A 15,468-nucleotide genomic window follows, 5' to 3' on the forward strand; every position below is an offset into this window, starting at 1 on the left:
ACCTTATCCCTTCCAGTCTCCCTTACTCCAGATATCATCTGTCGAAGCCTCCTTCTTCTACCATAAACTGTTCTCGCTTGTGCGACGAACAATCTGATTAACAACTATTAGCAGAACTGCATTAATCACGGAGTTGAATAAGCCAACTGCCGTGGAGAAACTGTACTGCGCATCGACGAGACCCGAGCGGTATACAAAGGTCGAAATAACGTCGGAAGCTCCCATATTCAATGAGTTTTGAAGCAGCAATATTTTCTCGAATCCTACCCCAAGTAGGCTACCCATATTTAGAATCAAAAGAATTGTCATCGTTGGAACTAGGGTCGGAATGTTGATATGACGAACACGTTGAAACCTTGTAGCACCGTCAATAATTGCCGCTTCGTGGAGCTGTGGATCAACACCTGATAATGCGGCCAGGTAAATGATCGTGCCCCATCCCGCACTTTGCCAGACGCCAGAGAATACATATACCGTCTTGAACCATTTGGGATCAGTTAGGAATTGCGGAGCATCAAATCCAAGCCATTGGATGATATGAACAACAATACCCGTTGAAGAAGAGAGGAACGTAATAATCATACCTGCCATAACAACTACCGAAATAAAATGCGGTGCATACGTAATGGTCTGTGTCAACCGTTTGAAAAATCCATCTTTCACTTCGTTAAACGCAAGTGCAAGAATGATGGGAATCGGAAACCCTATGGCCAAATCGTATAGACTGATACTAAATGTGTTCCACAGCAAATCCCAGAAGTAATAAGAATTGAAGAAGCGGATAAAATGGTCGAAACCGACCCAATCACTTCCTAATATCCCTTTTGTCGGGATAAAGTTTTTAAATGCGATTTGGATACCGTACATCGGACCATAGCTAAAAATAAGGAAGTAGAAGAACGCCGGGGCGATAAATATATAAAGTTCCCAGTTTTGAATAATTCTCTTCCATGTTTTATTACTTTCTTTCCGCCTTTTCTGAAGCTGGCTGCTCATGAGCAACCTTTTTGTACCCTGCATAGTATCTCCCCCTTCAGAACTAAGTTCTTTTTCGTCTAGCTACTTGATCTGTATCAGGATTTAAATTTTGCTAGCGCTTACATAAACACTAGTTCTCAGGCGCTTGTTCGTAAATATGTCATTTTGGATAGTCAACAAAAATACATGCCAACTGTAATTCAGTCACTAATTAGATTAAATACATCTCATTTCAATGTGTAGTTTTTGTTAAAATCCTTGATATTCATGACATAGCGCAATTTCGACCTATTATTTTAACCTTTTATATTCGATTGTCGGGTTTTTTTTCTTGAACCTTTCTATTTAAAACAAGAATTACATGTACTACTCCTAAGCTGGAATATAAAACTCGCTTGTGATTTTCAGCTAGACTTATTAAGTACCTAACCTTTTATACAGACCCAGCAGTAAAAAATAAAAATACCCAGTAAAAGTACCTAGGCATCTTTATTTTTTCACAATTTAATAATCATTGCTGATATCGACGAACGTTTGCTGATGCTGCGTATTACTTGGATTTATCCACTCCGGTGCAGGTTCAATATCTCGTTTGACTATTTCGAACATCGAATCCACTTGATGTACAGCCGTTTGCACGTCGGTCGGGAACAATATCCGAACTCGGTGATCCTTAGCCTGATTGTCTATGGTCGAAGCAATTTGCAGCCCCTTGCCTTCGCGCTCCAGAGTAATCACAGTCCGGAGCTTAAGGATCACAGTATCTCGGCTCCGCTGAGCCTTGCGTTCCGGATAATAAACCAAAGCACGCTGCTCCGCATCTAATCTCTCATCAGCTGAAGAAGGGATTTCCCAATGATGTTTGATCTCTATAGCAGCACGGAAAGCTGTATCTTCAAGTACACGGATTTCTGCAGCCTGGCCTTGTGTGGTCAAGGTGCTCTCACCTTCAGGCTGTTTATACATGTATTCATTGCCAATGTCTCCGGTATTTTCATAAATCCCAAGATCACGGTATGAAATCCCTCTCAGCTTATCCATCAGAGTAAACGAACCATCCTCTCCGATTTCTACCCGGAGGCTGTCATTCTCCATTACTCGGTTACCGGATAGCAGGCTTAAATGTTCAAGAGTGGGCCGCGACGACTGTACCCAAGCATAGCTGCGAAGTCCCAGCGCAGGCACTTGCATAGCTTCGAACGTCACTCTTACCCTGCGGCACATATAGGACTGCCGGAATTTATCATCTGGCAGATCATAGCGAAACTGCAGCCCCAGATCTTCTAAGGTACAGGGTACCGCTTCTCCATGTTGATCCACCAGCATTCGTCCACTGAGATCGATCTCCTGCATTCTTCGGCAGGTCTCCTGCAACGTAAAGCCTTCACGGAGATAAAGACGGGCTGCATCCAAGTCAACAGTTACTGTTCCTGTACGTCTCCAGCCCGACGTATTCATCACTACAAAGGGCAACGCATCGTCTCCATATTCCGTAAAAATCGATGTATCTACAGCATCAGCGATATACTTTGCACAATCTTCAACGATGCTTTCAGCAACGTGGCGGCTTTATCAAACCTGGTGATCATCTCACGGTGCACTTCATCTACACTGCACCCGCAAATACTATCATGCGGATGATTCTGCATTAAGGTCTTTCAAGCATAGGTGAATAGATGGTGGGGATAAACTTTACCAGCAAGATTCGCGATGGAAGCTAGCGGCTCCGCTACCTTTTCCAAAAGGGACTGTCCTACCTGGTTCATCTGTTTCAAATAAATGCGGGCTGAAGCTGTGTTCACAAGTGTGCCCCATCCATCCGTACGTCGACTGCGAAGTTCACCCATGACTGTAGATAATCCGGGATCTACAGACGACTGCTGATGGTTAAGCTGCAATCAAGGCACTTAAATAATCAGGGAAGTTCGAATGAACGAAATCCACGTTCGGGTATAAGGCCTGGGCTGTACGGATAGCCTCTGGCAAATCAAGCTGCAGCGGCTGATGGTCACAGCCATTCATGAACAATAGCTGATCTGTTGAAGCATATTTTTCTGCATCTGCCAGCTTCCTGTCCCAGAAAGCCCTGGCCTCTGCTTCATCCGTTGGCACTTCATTTCCGTTAGAATACCAGTTGGCAAACAAAATCCCGAGTACTTTGGAGCCATCCGGGCCTTCCCAGATCAGTTCAGAGAAGGAGGACTCATAATCTCCTCAGAAACCGTATTATTGAATCCTGTAGGCTTCACTCCGCGCCCGAAGAAAACGTTGGTGATGCCGGATTGCAGCATAAGCTGCGGAGTCTGGCCCACCAGGCCGAACGTATCGGGAAAATAGCCTATTTTTGCCGGTTCCCCGTACCGTTTGGCATCCTGATGTCCGATTTGCATGTTACGTACATTCGCTTCTCCGCTTGTCAGAAACGCATCCTGTAAAATATACCAGGGCCCGATCAGCAGACGGCCTTCCGTGATACATCTCTCCAGTCTTTCCTTGTTCTCCGGACGAACCTGAAGATAATCCTCCAGAATAATCGTCTGTCCATCCAGATAGAAGCTTTTAAACGCTGAATCTCCTTCCAGCTTATCCAGCAGCGAATCCATCAGCTGTACCAGGCGGACGTGATGCTTCTCAAAGGGTAAATACCATTCCCGGTCCCAGTGTGAATGAGAAACGATGTGAGCCGTTCTTTTGCTAGTCATAGTCTATCCTCCTCTTTTCTTAAGCTTCTTCTAACGGATACAACTTCATATAATTGAGGAGCTCTTCCACTGTAGTAAAGGCCAGTCCGGTCACCGTATCGGCGCAGCCATAGTAGATAGCAATTCGTCCTGTTGCCGAATCCGTCAAAGCCGCACAAGGGAAAGTCACATTAGGCACATCTCCCACACATTCGTACAGGGTTTCAGGACCGAGAATATAGTTGCGCGAGCGCGCCTTAACCTTCCAGGGTTCAGCAATGTCAAGCAAGGCGCAGCCCATGCGGTACACATACCCGTTACAGGTATTAATTACGCCATGATAAATCAGCAGCCAGCCCTTGTCCGTTTCGATTGGCGTAGGACCCGGTCCGATCATGAATACTTTACCTTGTCGTAAAGAAGTCATTAGAGCAGAAATCCTGCGACTGAGAATGGAGCGTGACAGAATTATCGAACGCAGAGAGTGAACAAGAACCGTTCGTCGTGAAGTCGGTACAAGCATCATTCCAAGCGTATCGGAAACCTCGAATCTACACGAAAAAGAGGCACCGTTAGCAAAATGTTAGCAATCCATCTTAAAAACAAACAAGGGTTCCAGCTCTAATGAGCTGAAACCCTTGTTCTTCTAGTGCCGAGGACGGGGGTCGAACCCGTACGGTACTCACGTACCGCAGGATTTTAAGTCCTGTGCGTCTGCCTGTTCCGCCACCCCGGCATGGTTAGTGCGTTGTTTAACGCGACAAGAAATATGATATCACGTAACTTGTGAATACGCAATCAAAATTTTCGTTAAGTTGTGCTTAACAAAAAGACCCGCTCAGCCGGAGCTGCTGCGGGCCACTTGTATTGCAGGACTAACGGCGTTCGCGTTCGCCGCTTTTGCTTCTCATGCCAGCCAGACCGAGCAGGCCGACCAATCCGAGCCAGCCCCAATTGGAGCGGTTGTTGTCGTTGTCTGTTGCGTTGGTCGTCGTGCTTGTGGCCCGGTATCTGCCAGTTGTCGTGGTGTTGGACAGTGGAGAGACAGTGGTGTTGTCACCAGTGCGGATCTTGTCTCTCATGATCGTATCATTGTTACGCAGGGTGCCGGTGGTGTTATTCATCATATGGTCATTGGTGGAAGAACCGTTATATACCGGTGCCGTTCCACCCATACCGGTAGTACCGGAAGCACTGGATGCATATCCTACACCCAGCAGACTCATGGACAATACAGTGCCGCAGGCAAGACTTGTTATCAGCTTGTTCAAGATGTGATACCCCCTTGTGTGGTTTGTCGCTGATAATTTCCCCCTTAGGCGCCTAAACTATGCAAGTAATTTTTACACAGTCACCACATTCACTGTCTTGCTGACAGGATCATAAGAAACCTTGGCCCCGAGCGCTTCAGCCAATGCCCGCACGGGAACATAGGTGGTTCCATTATCCAATACCCCAACCGTAAGCTTCATCCCATTCAGATTAATGGTAACTTCCACATCCTTGTTCACTTCAGGCTCACCTCCGGTGATCCGGCTTAAGGTTTCCTTAACCTGCTGGGCGGTCGGACGCTGACCTTCCTTAAGCTGTGCAATAGTCAGGCCAAAAGCCAGCTGCAAATGCGAATAATCCTTAAAAGAAGTCCAGTCCCCACCCCATTCGAGTCCTAGCTTTTTCGCTTCCTGCACGACCTCCTGCCAGTCTGCCAGCTTATCTCCATTCCCATCCCTGTTCGTGTCCCAAGAGACGTTCTGCCCATCCGGCAGCAGCAGCGCGAAGTCCATCGCCAGGCCATAATTATGATAGCTGCTGCCTCCCCTGGCATTGGTTACAATGCTGCCCTTCTTGGTTCTCCCTTGTGCGTACAGCGCATTCTGTTCGGCTATGGTACGCATGCCCTGAGTAATGACAATGGGGATCCCTCTGGCATAACATCGCTGTATCAGGACATTTGCAGCCGCCAGCAGGACGGGATGAAGACCGCCGAGCCGGTCTGCCGATTTACTTTTCAACTCATCTATTGTCAGCATCGAATCCCCTCCTGATATAGTAAATGCCCTAGAATCCGCCGTTGCTTGTACCTTCTTACTTCATTGTAAAAGAAAAAACCCCGAACTATGCGGGGCCTGAGCATCTTGCCTATATGGGTGTGCGTTTACCCGCCGCTTTCCGGGATGATTTCTGCCCAAACAGGCTAAGATAAAAGTGAAAGGTGGGATAACAGCATGGACATCCACAGTGACAGCTACAAAGTCGCGGCATTGAGTGAACAGGAGGATGCGGTGGAGATCATCCGCCAGGCCGAAGCGGCAATTGCTCAAATGAACGGCAATAAGTCAGTGACCCTGATTGCTTATGAGAGAACAGAAGCCCATTCCACAAATAGAGAATAGGGCTTCATCGAATGGGTCAAGGCTGGCCCTCAGACGATGTATGCCTCCACAATATCATCCACTTCAATCCACTTCCATTCCTCCGCCCACTGCAGCTTGATCTCGCGCGAGTGGGTGTGAATGGAGGTCACAAAGCCGTTCAGCTGCTTATTCTCAAAAGCATCAAACAACACCACCGTTACCCGGACATGACTCCGCAGCGATAGCGCCAGCGTGAACTCGATCTCCTCCAGCTTCTGCTCGTTCAGAACCGGCTTCATGCGGCGAAGCATTTCCCGCTTATCGTTCCAAATCCGGCTCTTGTGCTCCGGCAGCATCATCCGGCTGCTCTCCCATAGGCGGTTCCCTTCCAGCTTTTCTCCCATTGCCGTTCCTCCTTCCATGGTGTTCTTAAATCGTTTTACAGATTGCATTCCCGCCAGAAGCGAACGTATGTTTGTATTATACGCCCATCTCCGCTTTTTAATCAATCACAAAATAATGTATGCAGCCGCAATGGAATGACAAGAGTGAAGTCCAGACGTTTGAATCTCTGTCTGGTACGTTCCCAATAGCTAACAAAAAGACGCTCACAGTTATTCTGTGAAGCGCCTTTGTTTGTGCCTTAATGTAAGGAAGTCGCTTATGCGGCATTCCTTTTTTACTTAACGTCAGTGACCGAAGTACCTGAACCAGACTTTGTATTCTTGTCCTTAGTGTCTGTATTTGCTTGTGTGTCTGCAGCGGTGCTAGTATCTGTACCAGACAATGTTTCTTCCGCCGCACTCCCCTTCTCGATCAGTCCTGCGGCTACTCTGGCTTCATTCAGCTTGGAGATGCCGTACAACATCGCCACATCCGCTTGCTGGTTCATATCCTTGAACTCATCGGCTGTAACGTCTGGGGAAGCCGCACTTTTCGAGGCCTGCTCCTTGATGGAGTACGCGCTCTGAAACGCAATCATTGAGTCTTTTAGCAGCTTTTGAATATTCTCTGGCAGGCTTTTGGAAATTTTCACATCTTTGACTTCATCAGCGATATCCGAAGCCGTGTCCTGAAATTGATCTATTGCCTTTTCCAATTCCTTGTCCGTTGCTTTTCCTGATGAAAATGAGGTTAAGGTTGTGTTGAATGCGTCCAACGAGGATTTTCCCATTTGATCAAATTTTGTCATTTCATTATAAAAGCTTTGTACCTTCTCCTGCACTTCTTCGTGGGAAGCTGGTGCCGAATTATTGCTGCAGGCGCTTAGAACCATAACTACCATTAGTAATACTGCCAGTAAGGCTTGTCTCATATTTAAAATCCCTCCAATTAACAGAATAATATCGAGTATTGTAAAGTGCAACTGAAAATAATGTAAAAATAGCAGGAATGGTATATTTGGCGGAATTGAAGCGTATCCATTCAGTGAAAACAAGTAGAAACGGTGATTCGTCCTTTTAAGGGAACTACCGTTTCAGCGAGAAATAGAAGGATAATGTATAGCGTTGAGCATATAAATTCCAAAAAAAGACCGCCAGCAGTGTCTGGAAATCTCTGTTTATACTATAATGATTGCAACATGATTAATAGAGAGGAAGATTGCGATGCCTTATTGCACTAGCTGTGGCGCAGAATACAAGCAAGGCGCCAAATTTTGCGGAGAATGTGGAGCAAGTACTGAGGGGGATTCAGCCGCACCCATACGCCGTTCCTCGGCTGGAGCTGCACCCGGATCGGGTTCAGGACCTGAAATCGAACTGTGGCAGGGCAAACCGGCCGGTATTTCCGACCGCCTCAAAGGCATTATACGCCTGAACACAACTACATATACGATCACCAGCCAGCGTATTATGGTCAAAACCGGACTGATTGGCAAAGACGTTGAAGAAATCGAATTGCTGCGGGTGAATGACTTCTCTGTCGACCAGTCCATCATGCAGCGTATTCTCGGCATCGGAATTCTTACGGTATTTTCGGATGATGCTTCATCGCCACAGTTGATATTGCGCAGAATCCGCCATCCCCAAACCGTAAAGGATGCGCTCCGCAAAGCTGTGCGCGATGAAAAAATCGCCAATAATATCAGCTACCGCGAACAAATCTAGACACCGCCCTGCCTTTTAGGGAAGATAGAATGCCCCGGCTGGAATGACGCCTTTGACCTGTCTGGGGCTTTCCCACATCAGAACTGCCCGCGCATCACCTTGGTTTTCATAATACTCCACCTTCAATTCATGCAGCTTCCCGGCAATCAGATTCACCATACCCTTCCGTTCCTGCCCGCTCTGCTTCACCCAGCTATCAATGACCAGCACCCCGTCTATCCACACCCGGATACCATCATCTGAGGACGAATATATCGTATAGCTCTCTGTGTAGGCCGCACTCAGCCTGCCGCTCCAGCGAACAGAGAATACATCGGCTGGAAGTGCCGGATCGGGAGCTGACAGCCGCCAGACAAAATTAATATCTGCATCGGTCCGCGTAACCGCGGGTGTTCCGCTAAGCGTTGCATTACTGTAATATTGCCCATATAACCCCGGCATAGGGGCTGCTTCAGGCATAGAGGCATATATTGCCGCCTTTGCCGTATATTCATCCAGGGTGAACACAAAGGAATCCTTCATAAAAGACTTGATCGCCACATCACTGTTCTTCTCAAACAGCAGCTTGCCCCAGTTCATCTGGTAAGACCATTTATTCTGGGACTTGGCCAGCACAGCCGGAGGCGGAAGCTCCCCATTTTCACCAATGGCAATTAGTTTGCCGCGCCCCAGCTCCCATAGAGAATCTTGATGGCTAGCCTTGAAATCCGCATCATAGATATCCATTGCCAGTACGTCCACTCTGCTGCTGCCCGGATAATAGCTGGCCGGTTCATCTGACCATTGGTTTTCGGCATTGGGGCTCCACACCCACAACAGATTATGAAGTTTATGATATGCCGTATACCGTTCGAACATGATGTCCCACAACTGGCTGAACGAGCTTTTCCTCCCCCACCAGAACCAATCGCCATTCATCTCATGATACGGCCGCCAGAGCACCGGGACACCTGCATCATTCAGTTTTTTTAACGACTCGGCTGTCTTGTCCAGATCCGTAATCAGTGCATTGTACTGGACAGTACCCGGCGAAATATACTTGGCAAAATCTGCGTCACTGAGACTCATCTGGACATTCTGCCACACCGGAGCTGTCCCCGGCAGATGGGCATGATACGTCAGCGTCACTATTCCGCCCGCTTTATTCCACTTAATCGCACTATCGACCACCGCCTGCCGCTGGCTGTCGATTTGCTGTACCGTCTGGTTCTCAATAGCTCCCAGCTCATAGCCGTGGATTGCCGCATATTGACCGCTAAGCATCTTCAGCTTGCTGCTGAACTCATCGGGGCTCTCCAGATAATCATGTTGCCCGCTGAGAATTCCTTGCCCTTGCAGCCGGTATAACGTTTTCAACAGCTTCACTGCCGTGGGAGCGAGCGCAGCATCTGCCGGAGCCATCAGCACATTTCGAAAGGCTGCCTGCCACTGCACATCACCTACCAGCCGTGAGGCGGAATCCAGTAAATCCCGAAGTATACGTGATTCCATCTTTTCCACCATCCTATCCCTTTTTTCTACATCATATGGGGATGTGTAGGACAAATGCACGGCGAATCGACATGAAATCGGCATACCTAACCCGCACGGAATCCAAAAACCATATTCAAGCTATGTATATTCCTTTTCAGCTATCTGGAATACCTCATTGGCAGCAACCCGACTGCACTCACCTTGGCTAGACTTCCCTCTACAGGAACAATCACCTTGCAATCCTTGCCGTAATCGGCAATCAGCTCTCTGCACATGCCGCATGGGGAGACAACTTGGATCTCCCCTTCAGCATTATCGGGATCGGGATGTCTTACCGCAACTATCGTATCAAACTCCTTGTATCCCTCGGAAATTGCCTTTCCGATCACCATCGCTTCCGCACATACGGTAACTCTGGATAGACTGGCCTCCACATGAACTGCGGTGAAGATCTCCCCCGTCTTGGTCCGGAGAGCCGCTCCCACATGATGTCTCTCCCATTCATAGCGCTTCTTGATGATTTCCTGTGCGCAGGCAATCAACGTCTGATTTTCAGTATACTAAATGGGGCGGGATTTAAGATATACTGGTTAAGTCTACGTTTGGCGAAAGCATAGGCTCACAAAACTTAGGCTTATGCTTGCGAAGCAGTTTTGTACGAAGCTGTATTTAGAAGCATAGGCTCACAAAACTTTTAGGGGGCAGCAAAGTGAAGTCCAAGAAATTCATCCCAAGTTTCATCATCGTCCTGCTGCTCTTGGCCGCCGCTTACTGGTTTGAGGAGAAAGGGCCACTGCCTGGCAGTCAGTCTACTACAGGAGACACTGATGTTGTCCAACTGGTGTTCCCCAGTGACCGTTACCCGGAGACAGCCAGGCACATTCAGGATGCCATCCGAAGTGGAGAGTCGTCCATTTGCACCATCGACCGGCAGGAAGCCGAAGAGAACCGCAAAGAATCCTTGAAGGGGATCCCGACCAAAAAAGGATATGACCGCGACGAATGGCCGATGGCCATGTGTGAGGAGGGCGGCAGCGGTGCTGACATCGAATACATAAGGCCTAAGGACAACCGCGGTGCCGGCAGCTGGGTGGGCAATCAACTGGAGGAGCTGCCTGACGGCACGCGGGTGGAGTTCATGTTCAAATAGCCCGGCACCCGCCGTTGGTGATATATGATTCGTATCAGCTTGCACGCTGTATCACCCGGCATGGCTTACCTTATCCCGCCGCCAGGCCAGAATTCGCTCCACCCGAAAAACCCGGGGTCCGCCGGTTGTAAAACAAGTTGTTCTGAGAAGCCCGGCTTTGTGTCCGTGAACTTTTATTCTCCGCTGTGTAATTTTGCCTGCCTTATCTTCGTATATAATTTCAACCACCTCACCGATCAGCTTTTCTATATCCTTCGGGCGCAAGTGAAGGCCCTCCCTTCGAAGAAACAGAACGTTTGTATGTATTATATGCAAACAGATGTTCTATATTCGATGATCTGCGAAAAAGACGCATTATTAAAGAAATAGCCCTATCCGGCATTCGCCAGACAGGACCACATTTGCAGATTGAAATACTATAATACGTTCTAGAATATACAGGCTCTAGTGATAATAACCAGCAGAATGAACAGTACCAGAATCGCTCCTGTCGAAGTAAAAGGGCTACAAACCGGCACTACTGGAGGACCTTGATTTACTCCACCGACATTACCACAACCGCAACCATAATCTGCTCCCATAGTTAATTCCTCCTCTTAAATATTGACTACAGCACAGAATATGTTGCAGGCTAATGTGCTGCATGGGCCAATTGGCAAAGAAATCCCATTCACCTAATCAATTGTGTGAAGAAAGTCGATATATAATAGGAATGCTCCTCTTCAAGCCATACTCACAAAACTTAAGACTATGCTTCCGAAGTGAGTTTTGTACGAAGTAGAACAGGAAGCCATACTCACAAAACTTAAGACTATGCTTTCGAAGTGAGTTTTGCACGAAGAAGGACAGGAAGCCATGCTCACAAAACTTTTAGGAGGTGTGAAATGGATATCGCCGCTTTATCCGTATCATTGGGTCAGGCTAGTCTGCAACAGGCTGCAAGTCTGCAAGTGCTCAGCATTGCCAAGGATCAGGCAGAGGTTCAGGGACAGAATATGGCTCAAATGCTTGAACAGAGCGTACACCCTAACTTGGGAAAAACACTTGATATTAGAGTTTGATTGCTTTATGCTTAGATACATAAGAACACAGGTTCGCGTCAACCTTAAGCCCTTTGGGCTTTTCTTTTGGCCATAAATACGAACATACGATCTTGTATCTGAGGTGAATCAAATGCATTCTTACTATCAAATGACGGCTCTGGAGAAGTGGACGGAAGATTTATATGAACGGTTGGATATCCGTAAGCCGGCACAAATTTCGATTGCATATATTGCCGAGCGCCTGAATATTTGGGTCCATTATTTGGATGTGAGGAGCAAAGGGATTGAGGCCTCTGCCGGTATGTACAGCATGTTTATCGATAACCGGCTTCCGGATGAACTTCAGCGCCTGGAATTTCTGCATGAGCTCTGCCATCTGCTCCGTCATGCCGGCAGCCACACACTGATGCCTGAGCAATTTAGCCAAGCGGAGAGGGATGAATCGGAACGCTTCATTCTATATGCGGCAATGCCTTACTCCATGATTTCGAAGATGACTCTGCCTGAACTCCGTGAAGATGCGATTCAGGAGCTTGCTGCTGCTTTTCAGGTTCCCTGCGAGCTGGCTCTGCAGCGGATCGATCAAATTCAGCGGCGTGTGTTCCAGGGCCAGTTGATTGCTGTGATGGAGCGAAACGAGGACAGAAAATTAAGCCACAGACATATTCGGTAAATGCAGAGGAGATAATAATGCAGACATGCATTTATCTGAGATCAGAGCCTATAGGTATCAAGAAATTACCCTTAGGGGGGAGCGGTATGGAAGCCATCGAAGTTATCCACTTGTTGTTGACCCATCCGGATTACAGCGTGGACGCAGTACACCCCGAAATTCCGGATTTTGTGGGCATCGAAACCATTGAAGTGAACCACGAGACCCAGACTTTTTCCATTCTCCTGCAAGAACCACAAGAAGATTAGTAACTTATGCCATAACGCTGCCCGGTTAAAAAGCGGCCCCGCCGGCATCCGGCAGGGTCCAAATATCTGAATAGGAGGGCCCCGCCTTCTTTTCCGAAATCATCAGTCCTCTGCTTCTGTAAAATACCCCTCATGCAGCATCGGCACCACAGCATACTTGTCGAGTTGGCAGCAGTAGATCACATCTGCATCATACCCCCGCTCATGCAGTTCACGTGCACTTGCTGACTCCCTGATCAGCCTCTTTATCTTATGCCGGGACGCCGGGACGCAAATCTCCTCATTAATGACAGATAGTCCACACCAAACGTTAAACCCCAAGAACGATGACACCTAGCGACATATACAAAAAAAGAAACAGCATCAATGCCACATTCCCGCCAATTGCGACTTTTTTGAGCTTAGGCTGCGTATTGCCCTTGTTAGTAATTGCCAATACCAGCCCTAGCGGGCTCAAAAAGATGATCATCACAACCCAAACGCCTTGCAGCTTCTCTCCCGCCTCAAAGGGAAACACAAAACTGTAGACCGTAAACAAACCCGTAAGCATGAACAACAGCAACGGCAGAATAACCCCTAAATTTTTCAAATCATACCTCCGGTGAACATGTATTTGAAAGCATCCATTGAGGTTCGTACTAATAAATTTTAATCAATTAATAATATTAATAAAGTTGTATCTTTATCCGATAAATATAAGACGATAGTAATGGTTCTTTGGAATCAGTATATCTTCGTCCATCAACTAGAGAAATTAACCACTAAAAGGAGTAATTTATGAAAAAACAACAGTTGAAATTCAAGTCCTTGTCCGTTTTATCAACAGCAGTCTTACTAGGAACGCTCGTGTCCCCAGCTTCAGCTGCACCCACTCTTTCGGATATTCCAAACAATTATGCTAAGGCTGCAATTCAGGAACTTATCTCCAAAGGGATCATGAACGGAACCGGCGATGGAAAGTTTAATCCGGAAGGGAATATTAAAAGACAGGATTTTGCCATCGTCCTTGCCAATGCTCTTAACCTTAATCTTTCCGCACCTCCAGCTACAGCAACCTTTAAAGACATCCCGAAGGATAGTTATGCCTTTGCCGCGGTGGAAGCTGCCGCTAAAGCCGGCCTTGTCAAAGGTATGGGCGGGAATTTGTTCGGCGGGTTCCAAAGCATTACCCGGGAGCAAATGGCAGTGATGTTCGTGAACGCCTTGGGAGTAGATCCCGCAGGAAAAGCTAAAAATCTTACCTTTCCCGACTCAGACCTTATTGCAGTATGGGCCAAGGATGCTGTAGCCGCAGCTGTAGAGTATGGATTAATGGTAGGCAGACCTGATGGGACATTCAGCCCTTCAATAAACGCCAGCAGACAGGATGTAGCTTTGGTTACTGCCAAATTCCTGGTCAAGAAGAATACTCTTGATGAAAGCAGTAATCAGCCAACAGCAGTGCCTTCAAGCACGCCAACGCAGACTCCGACGCTAACACCATCTCCAACTCCAATCACGGCAGCGGTATACGTTCCGGATCCGACTGCAGCACCAACACCTGTGCCTACAGTTGCGCCATCACCAGAACCTACTGCATCACCATCACCAGAACCTACTGCATCACCTTCACCAGAGCCTACTGCTTCACCATCACCAGAGGCTACTGCTTCACCATCACCAACACCATCACCAACACCATCGCCTACTCCGGTGCCAACGCCGGTTAATCATGCTCCTGTTGTTAAGAATCTTAGATTAGAGTATGAACCTGGATATATTGCCCCTGCAGTCGGTGAAGTAGTTTCTATTAATTTCGATTATGAAGACGAAGAACTGGACTATCCGTCCATTATCCATTACAGATGGTTTGTCTCTTCAGCTATTGATGGTACGGATCGTGTACTAATACCTGGAAATGACATTAATCATTATACGCCTTCAGCGCAAGATTTCGGAAAATATATCACAGTCGAGGTTACACCTGTTGCTGCTACTGGAACGACCAATGGCCAACCCGTTACCAAAACCTTTGAACAGGCGATTTATGCACAAACTGCACCTGGCATAGTTGAATTTGATAGTGGCATAACCAAAGAATTAATTGAGGGAAGCACTCCAAATTCTATTCGCTATGACTTTATTACATCTGAACCATTTGTTGATGGATTTATTAATGTAACCATGGAGGGATTGACCTTCTCCACTGATGATTATTATAACGTGAGCTCACAGTGGCTTCATCCTACTTCCGATCAGATCAGTGAAGACGGACATACCATCCATATTACAGGTATCAACAATGCAAATGATTTTTCGTTTGAACTTCACGGAAAAGTTATGCCCCCTGCTGGAAACTATCTGATTAAATTCACGGCGGATGCCGACGGTGAAGGCATCAAAACTTTGTCAAACGAACAAAGTATCACATTAGTTTCCCTGCCTATGCCATTTCCTTTTCCTATATAATTCATAGACAAACGGGGCTGTCCCATAAGTGGATTTTCTATGACTTAGACAGCTTTCTTCATTCTTAAGACCTCAAAAAGTGAGCAAAGCAGCGATTCTCCCGTTATTGGAGGATCGCTGATCTGTGTTTTTGGTCATTGGCAGCTTGCTTCAGCAGATTATGAGCAAGGGAAAGCCACCCGACTTCAAGCGTCACTTTTTCCATGCCGCGAAGCAGAAACCTCCGGAAGCCCCGGTTGTTCTTCAGTTGTCCAAACACGCTTTCTGGTTCTGTCATTCGGCGGACGGCCAAGGCATAACCTTCTTCACTCC

Annotated in this window: 18 protein-coding genes, 1 tRNA gene and 2 pseudogenes; 7 read left to right on the forward strand and 14 right to left on the reverse strand. The window is 47.3% G+C overall.

Going from position 1 to position 15,468, the window contains the following annotated elements; genetic code table 11:
• Positions 1–57: 57 nt before the first annotated feature.
• The 6 genes and pseudogenes from A3842_RS03205 to A3842_RS03230 all read right to left on the reverse strand — a co-directional run bounded on the left by A3842_RS03205 (position 58) and on the right by A3842_RS03230 (position 5,689).
• A complete protein-coding gene (locus A3842_RS03205; protein ID WP_256701468.1) occupies positions 58–996 on the reverse strand; it encodes an ABC transporter permease in 939 nt (312 codons plus the stop codon).
• A gap of 498 nt (positions 997–1,494) precedes the next feature.
• Positions 1,495–3,680: pseudogene (locus A3842_RS03210) on the reverse strand (alpha-mannosidase); the annotation flags it as partial.
• 19 nt (positions 3,681–3,699) lie between these two features.
• Positions 3,700–4,053 (reverse strand): annotated as a pseudogene (locus tag A3842_RS03215) (glycoside hydrolase family 130 protein); the annotation flags it as partial.
• Positions 4,054–4,309: 256 nt separating this feature from the next.
• Positions 4,310–4,395 (reverse strand) — tRNA-Leu (locus A3842_RS03220).
• 139 nt (positions 4,396–4,534) lie between these two features.
• Complete coding sequence (locus A3842_RS33150) at positions 4,535–4,930, reverse strand: WGxxGxxG family protein (RefSeq protein WP_074085616.1); 396 nt, start codon at positions 4,928–4,930, stop codon at positions 4,535–4,537.
• A 72-nt stretch (positions 4,931–5,002) separates the two neighbouring features.
• On the reverse strand, positions 5,003–5,689 hold the full coding sequence (locus A3842_RS03230) for a M15 family metallopeptidase (RefSeq protein ID WP_074100411.1): 687 nt from the start codon (positions 5,687–5,689) through the stop codon (positions 5,003–5,005).
• Between the two features lie 195 nt (positions 5,690–5,884).
• Here A3842_RS03230 and A3842_RS32340 point away from each other — a divergent pair, with 195 nt between their 5' ends.
• On the forward strand, positions 5,885–6,052 hold the full coding sequence (locus A3842_RS32340) for a hypothetical protein (protein ID WP_178382283.1): 168 nt from the start codon (positions 5,885–5,887) through the stop codon (positions 6,050–6,052).
• 29 nt (positions 6,053–6,081) lie between these two features.
• Here A3842_RS32340 and A3842_RS03235 read toward each other — a convergent pair whose 3' ends face one another.
• Positions 6,082–6,417 (reverse strand): YolD-like family protein, encoded by a 336-nt coding sequence (locus A3842_RS03235; protein WP_074100412.1) that lies wholly within the window; start codon positions 6,415–6,417, stop codon positions 6,082–6,084.
• Between the two features lie 275 nt (positions 6,418–6,692).
• Positions 6,693–7,328 carry a hypothetical protein gene (locus A3842_RS03240; RefSeq protein WP_074100413.1) on the reverse strand — a complete coding sequence of 212 codons (636 nt, stop codon included), beginning with the start codon at positions 7,326–7,328 and terminating at the stop codon, positions 6,693–6,695.
• A 292-nt stretch (positions 7,329–7,620) separates the two neighbouring features.
• On the opposite strand from A3842_RS03240, the gene A3842_RS03245 reads away from it, so the two are divergent.
• Complete coding sequence (locus A3842_RS03245) at positions 7,621–8,121, forward strand: PH domain-containing protein (RefSeq protein WP_074100414.1); 501 nt, start codon at positions 7,621–7,623, stop codon at positions 8,119–8,121.
• A gap of 15 nt (positions 8,122–8,136) precedes the next feature.
• Here A3842_RS03245 and A3842_RS03250 read toward each other — a convergent pair whose 3' ends face one another.
• A complete protein-coding gene (locus A3842_RS03250; RefSeq protein ID WP_074100415.1) occupies positions 8,137–9,612 on the reverse strand; it encodes a glycosyl hydrolase in 1,476 nt (491 codons plus the stop codon).
• A gap of 140 nt (positions 9,613–9,752) precedes the next feature.
• A complete protein-coding gene (locus A3842_RS03255; RefSeq protein ID WP_074100416.1) occupies positions 9,753–10,136 on the reverse strand; it encodes a cytidine deaminase in 384 nt (127 codons plus the stop codon).
• 167 nt (positions 10,137–10,303) lie between these two features.
• Between A3842_RS03255 and A3842_RS03260 the strand changes: the two genes are divergently transcribed.
• The gene (locus tag A3842_RS03260) at positions 10,304–10,744 is read left to right on the forward strand and encodes a NucA/NucB deoxyribonuclease domain-containing protein (protein ID WP_074100417.1); all 441 of its coding nucleotides are present in this window, start codon (positions 10,304–10,306) and stop codon (positions 10,742–10,744) included.
• Between the two features lie 51 nt (positions 10,745–10,795).
• On the opposite strand, the gene A3842_RS03265 is transcribed toward A3842_RS03260, so the two are convergent.
• On the reverse strand, positions 10,796–11,008 hold the full coding sequence (locus tag A3842_RS03265) for a hypothetical protein (protein ID WP_143186142.1): 213 nt from the start codon (positions 11,006–11,008) through the stop codon (positions 10,796–10,798).
• 620 nt (positions 11,009–11,628) lie between these two features.
• On the opposite strand from A3842_RS03265, the gene A3842_RS03270 reads away from it, so the two are divergent.
• The 3 genes from A3842_RS03270 (at position 11,629) to A3842_RS32345 (ending at position 12,708) form a co-directional block, all read left to right on the forward strand.
• Complete coding sequence (locus A3842_RS03270) at positions 11,629–11,805, forward strand: YjfB family protein (RefSeq protein ID WP_074085624.1); 177 nt, start codon at positions 11,629–11,631, stop codon at positions 11,803–11,805.
• Between the two features lie 112 nt (positions 11,806–11,917).
• A complete protein-coding gene (locus A3842_RS03275; RefSeq protein WP_074085625.1) occupies positions 11,918–12,460 on the forward strand; it encodes an ImmA/IrrE family metallo-endopeptidase in 543 nt (180 codons plus the stop codon).
• Between the two features lie 86 nt (positions 12,461–12,546).
• Positions 12,547–12,708, forward strand: a complete 162-nt coding sequence (locus A3842_RS32345; RefSeq protein ID WP_167374626.1) for a hypothetical protein — start codon at positions 12,547–12,549, stop codon at positions 12,706–12,708.
• Positions 12,709–12,810: 102 nt separating this feature from the next.
• On the opposite strand, the gene A3842_RS03280 is transcribed toward A3842_RS32345, so the two are convergent.
• Together A3842_RS03280 and A3842_RS03285 are read right to left on the reverse strand one after the other, a co-directional pair.
• A complete protein-coding gene (locus A3842_RS03280) occupies positions 12,811–13,029 on the reverse strand; it encodes a 2-phosphosulfolactate phosphatase (protein WP_074100418.1) in 219 nt (72 codons plus the stop codon).
• Positions 13,019–13,297: a hypothetical protein gene (locus A3842_RS03285; RefSeq protein WP_256701466.1), complete on the reverse strand. Its 279-nt coding sequence runs from the start codon at positions 13,295–13,297 to the stop codon at positions 13,019–13,021. The genes A3842_RS03280 and A3842_RS03285 overlap by 11 nt, the downstream gene beginning before the upstream one ends.
• A 188-nt stretch (positions 13,298–13,485) precedes the next feature.
• On the opposite strand from A3842_RS03285, the gene A3842_RS03290 reads away from it, so the two are divergent.
• Positions 13,486–15,156 (forward strand): S-layer homology domain-containing protein, encoded by a 1,671-nt coding sequence (locus tag A3842_RS03290; RefSeq protein ID WP_074100419.1) that lies wholly within the window; start codon positions 13,486–13,488, stop codon positions 15,154–15,156.
• Positions 15,157–15,259: 103 nt separating this feature from the next.
• Here A3842_RS03290 and A3842_RS03295 read toward each other — a convergent pair.
• The coding region (locus A3842_RS03295) for a transposase (RefSeq protein ID WP_178382058.1) at positions 15,260–15,468 on the reverse strand (209 nt) is incomplete at its 5' end.

It is taken from the genome of Paenibacillus sp. P3E (assembly GCF_001909045.1).
In the GTDB taxonomy this organism is placed as follows: Bacteria; Bacillota; Bacilli; order Paenibacillales; family Paenibacillaceae; genus Paenibacillus_AQ; species Paenibacillus_AQ helianthi.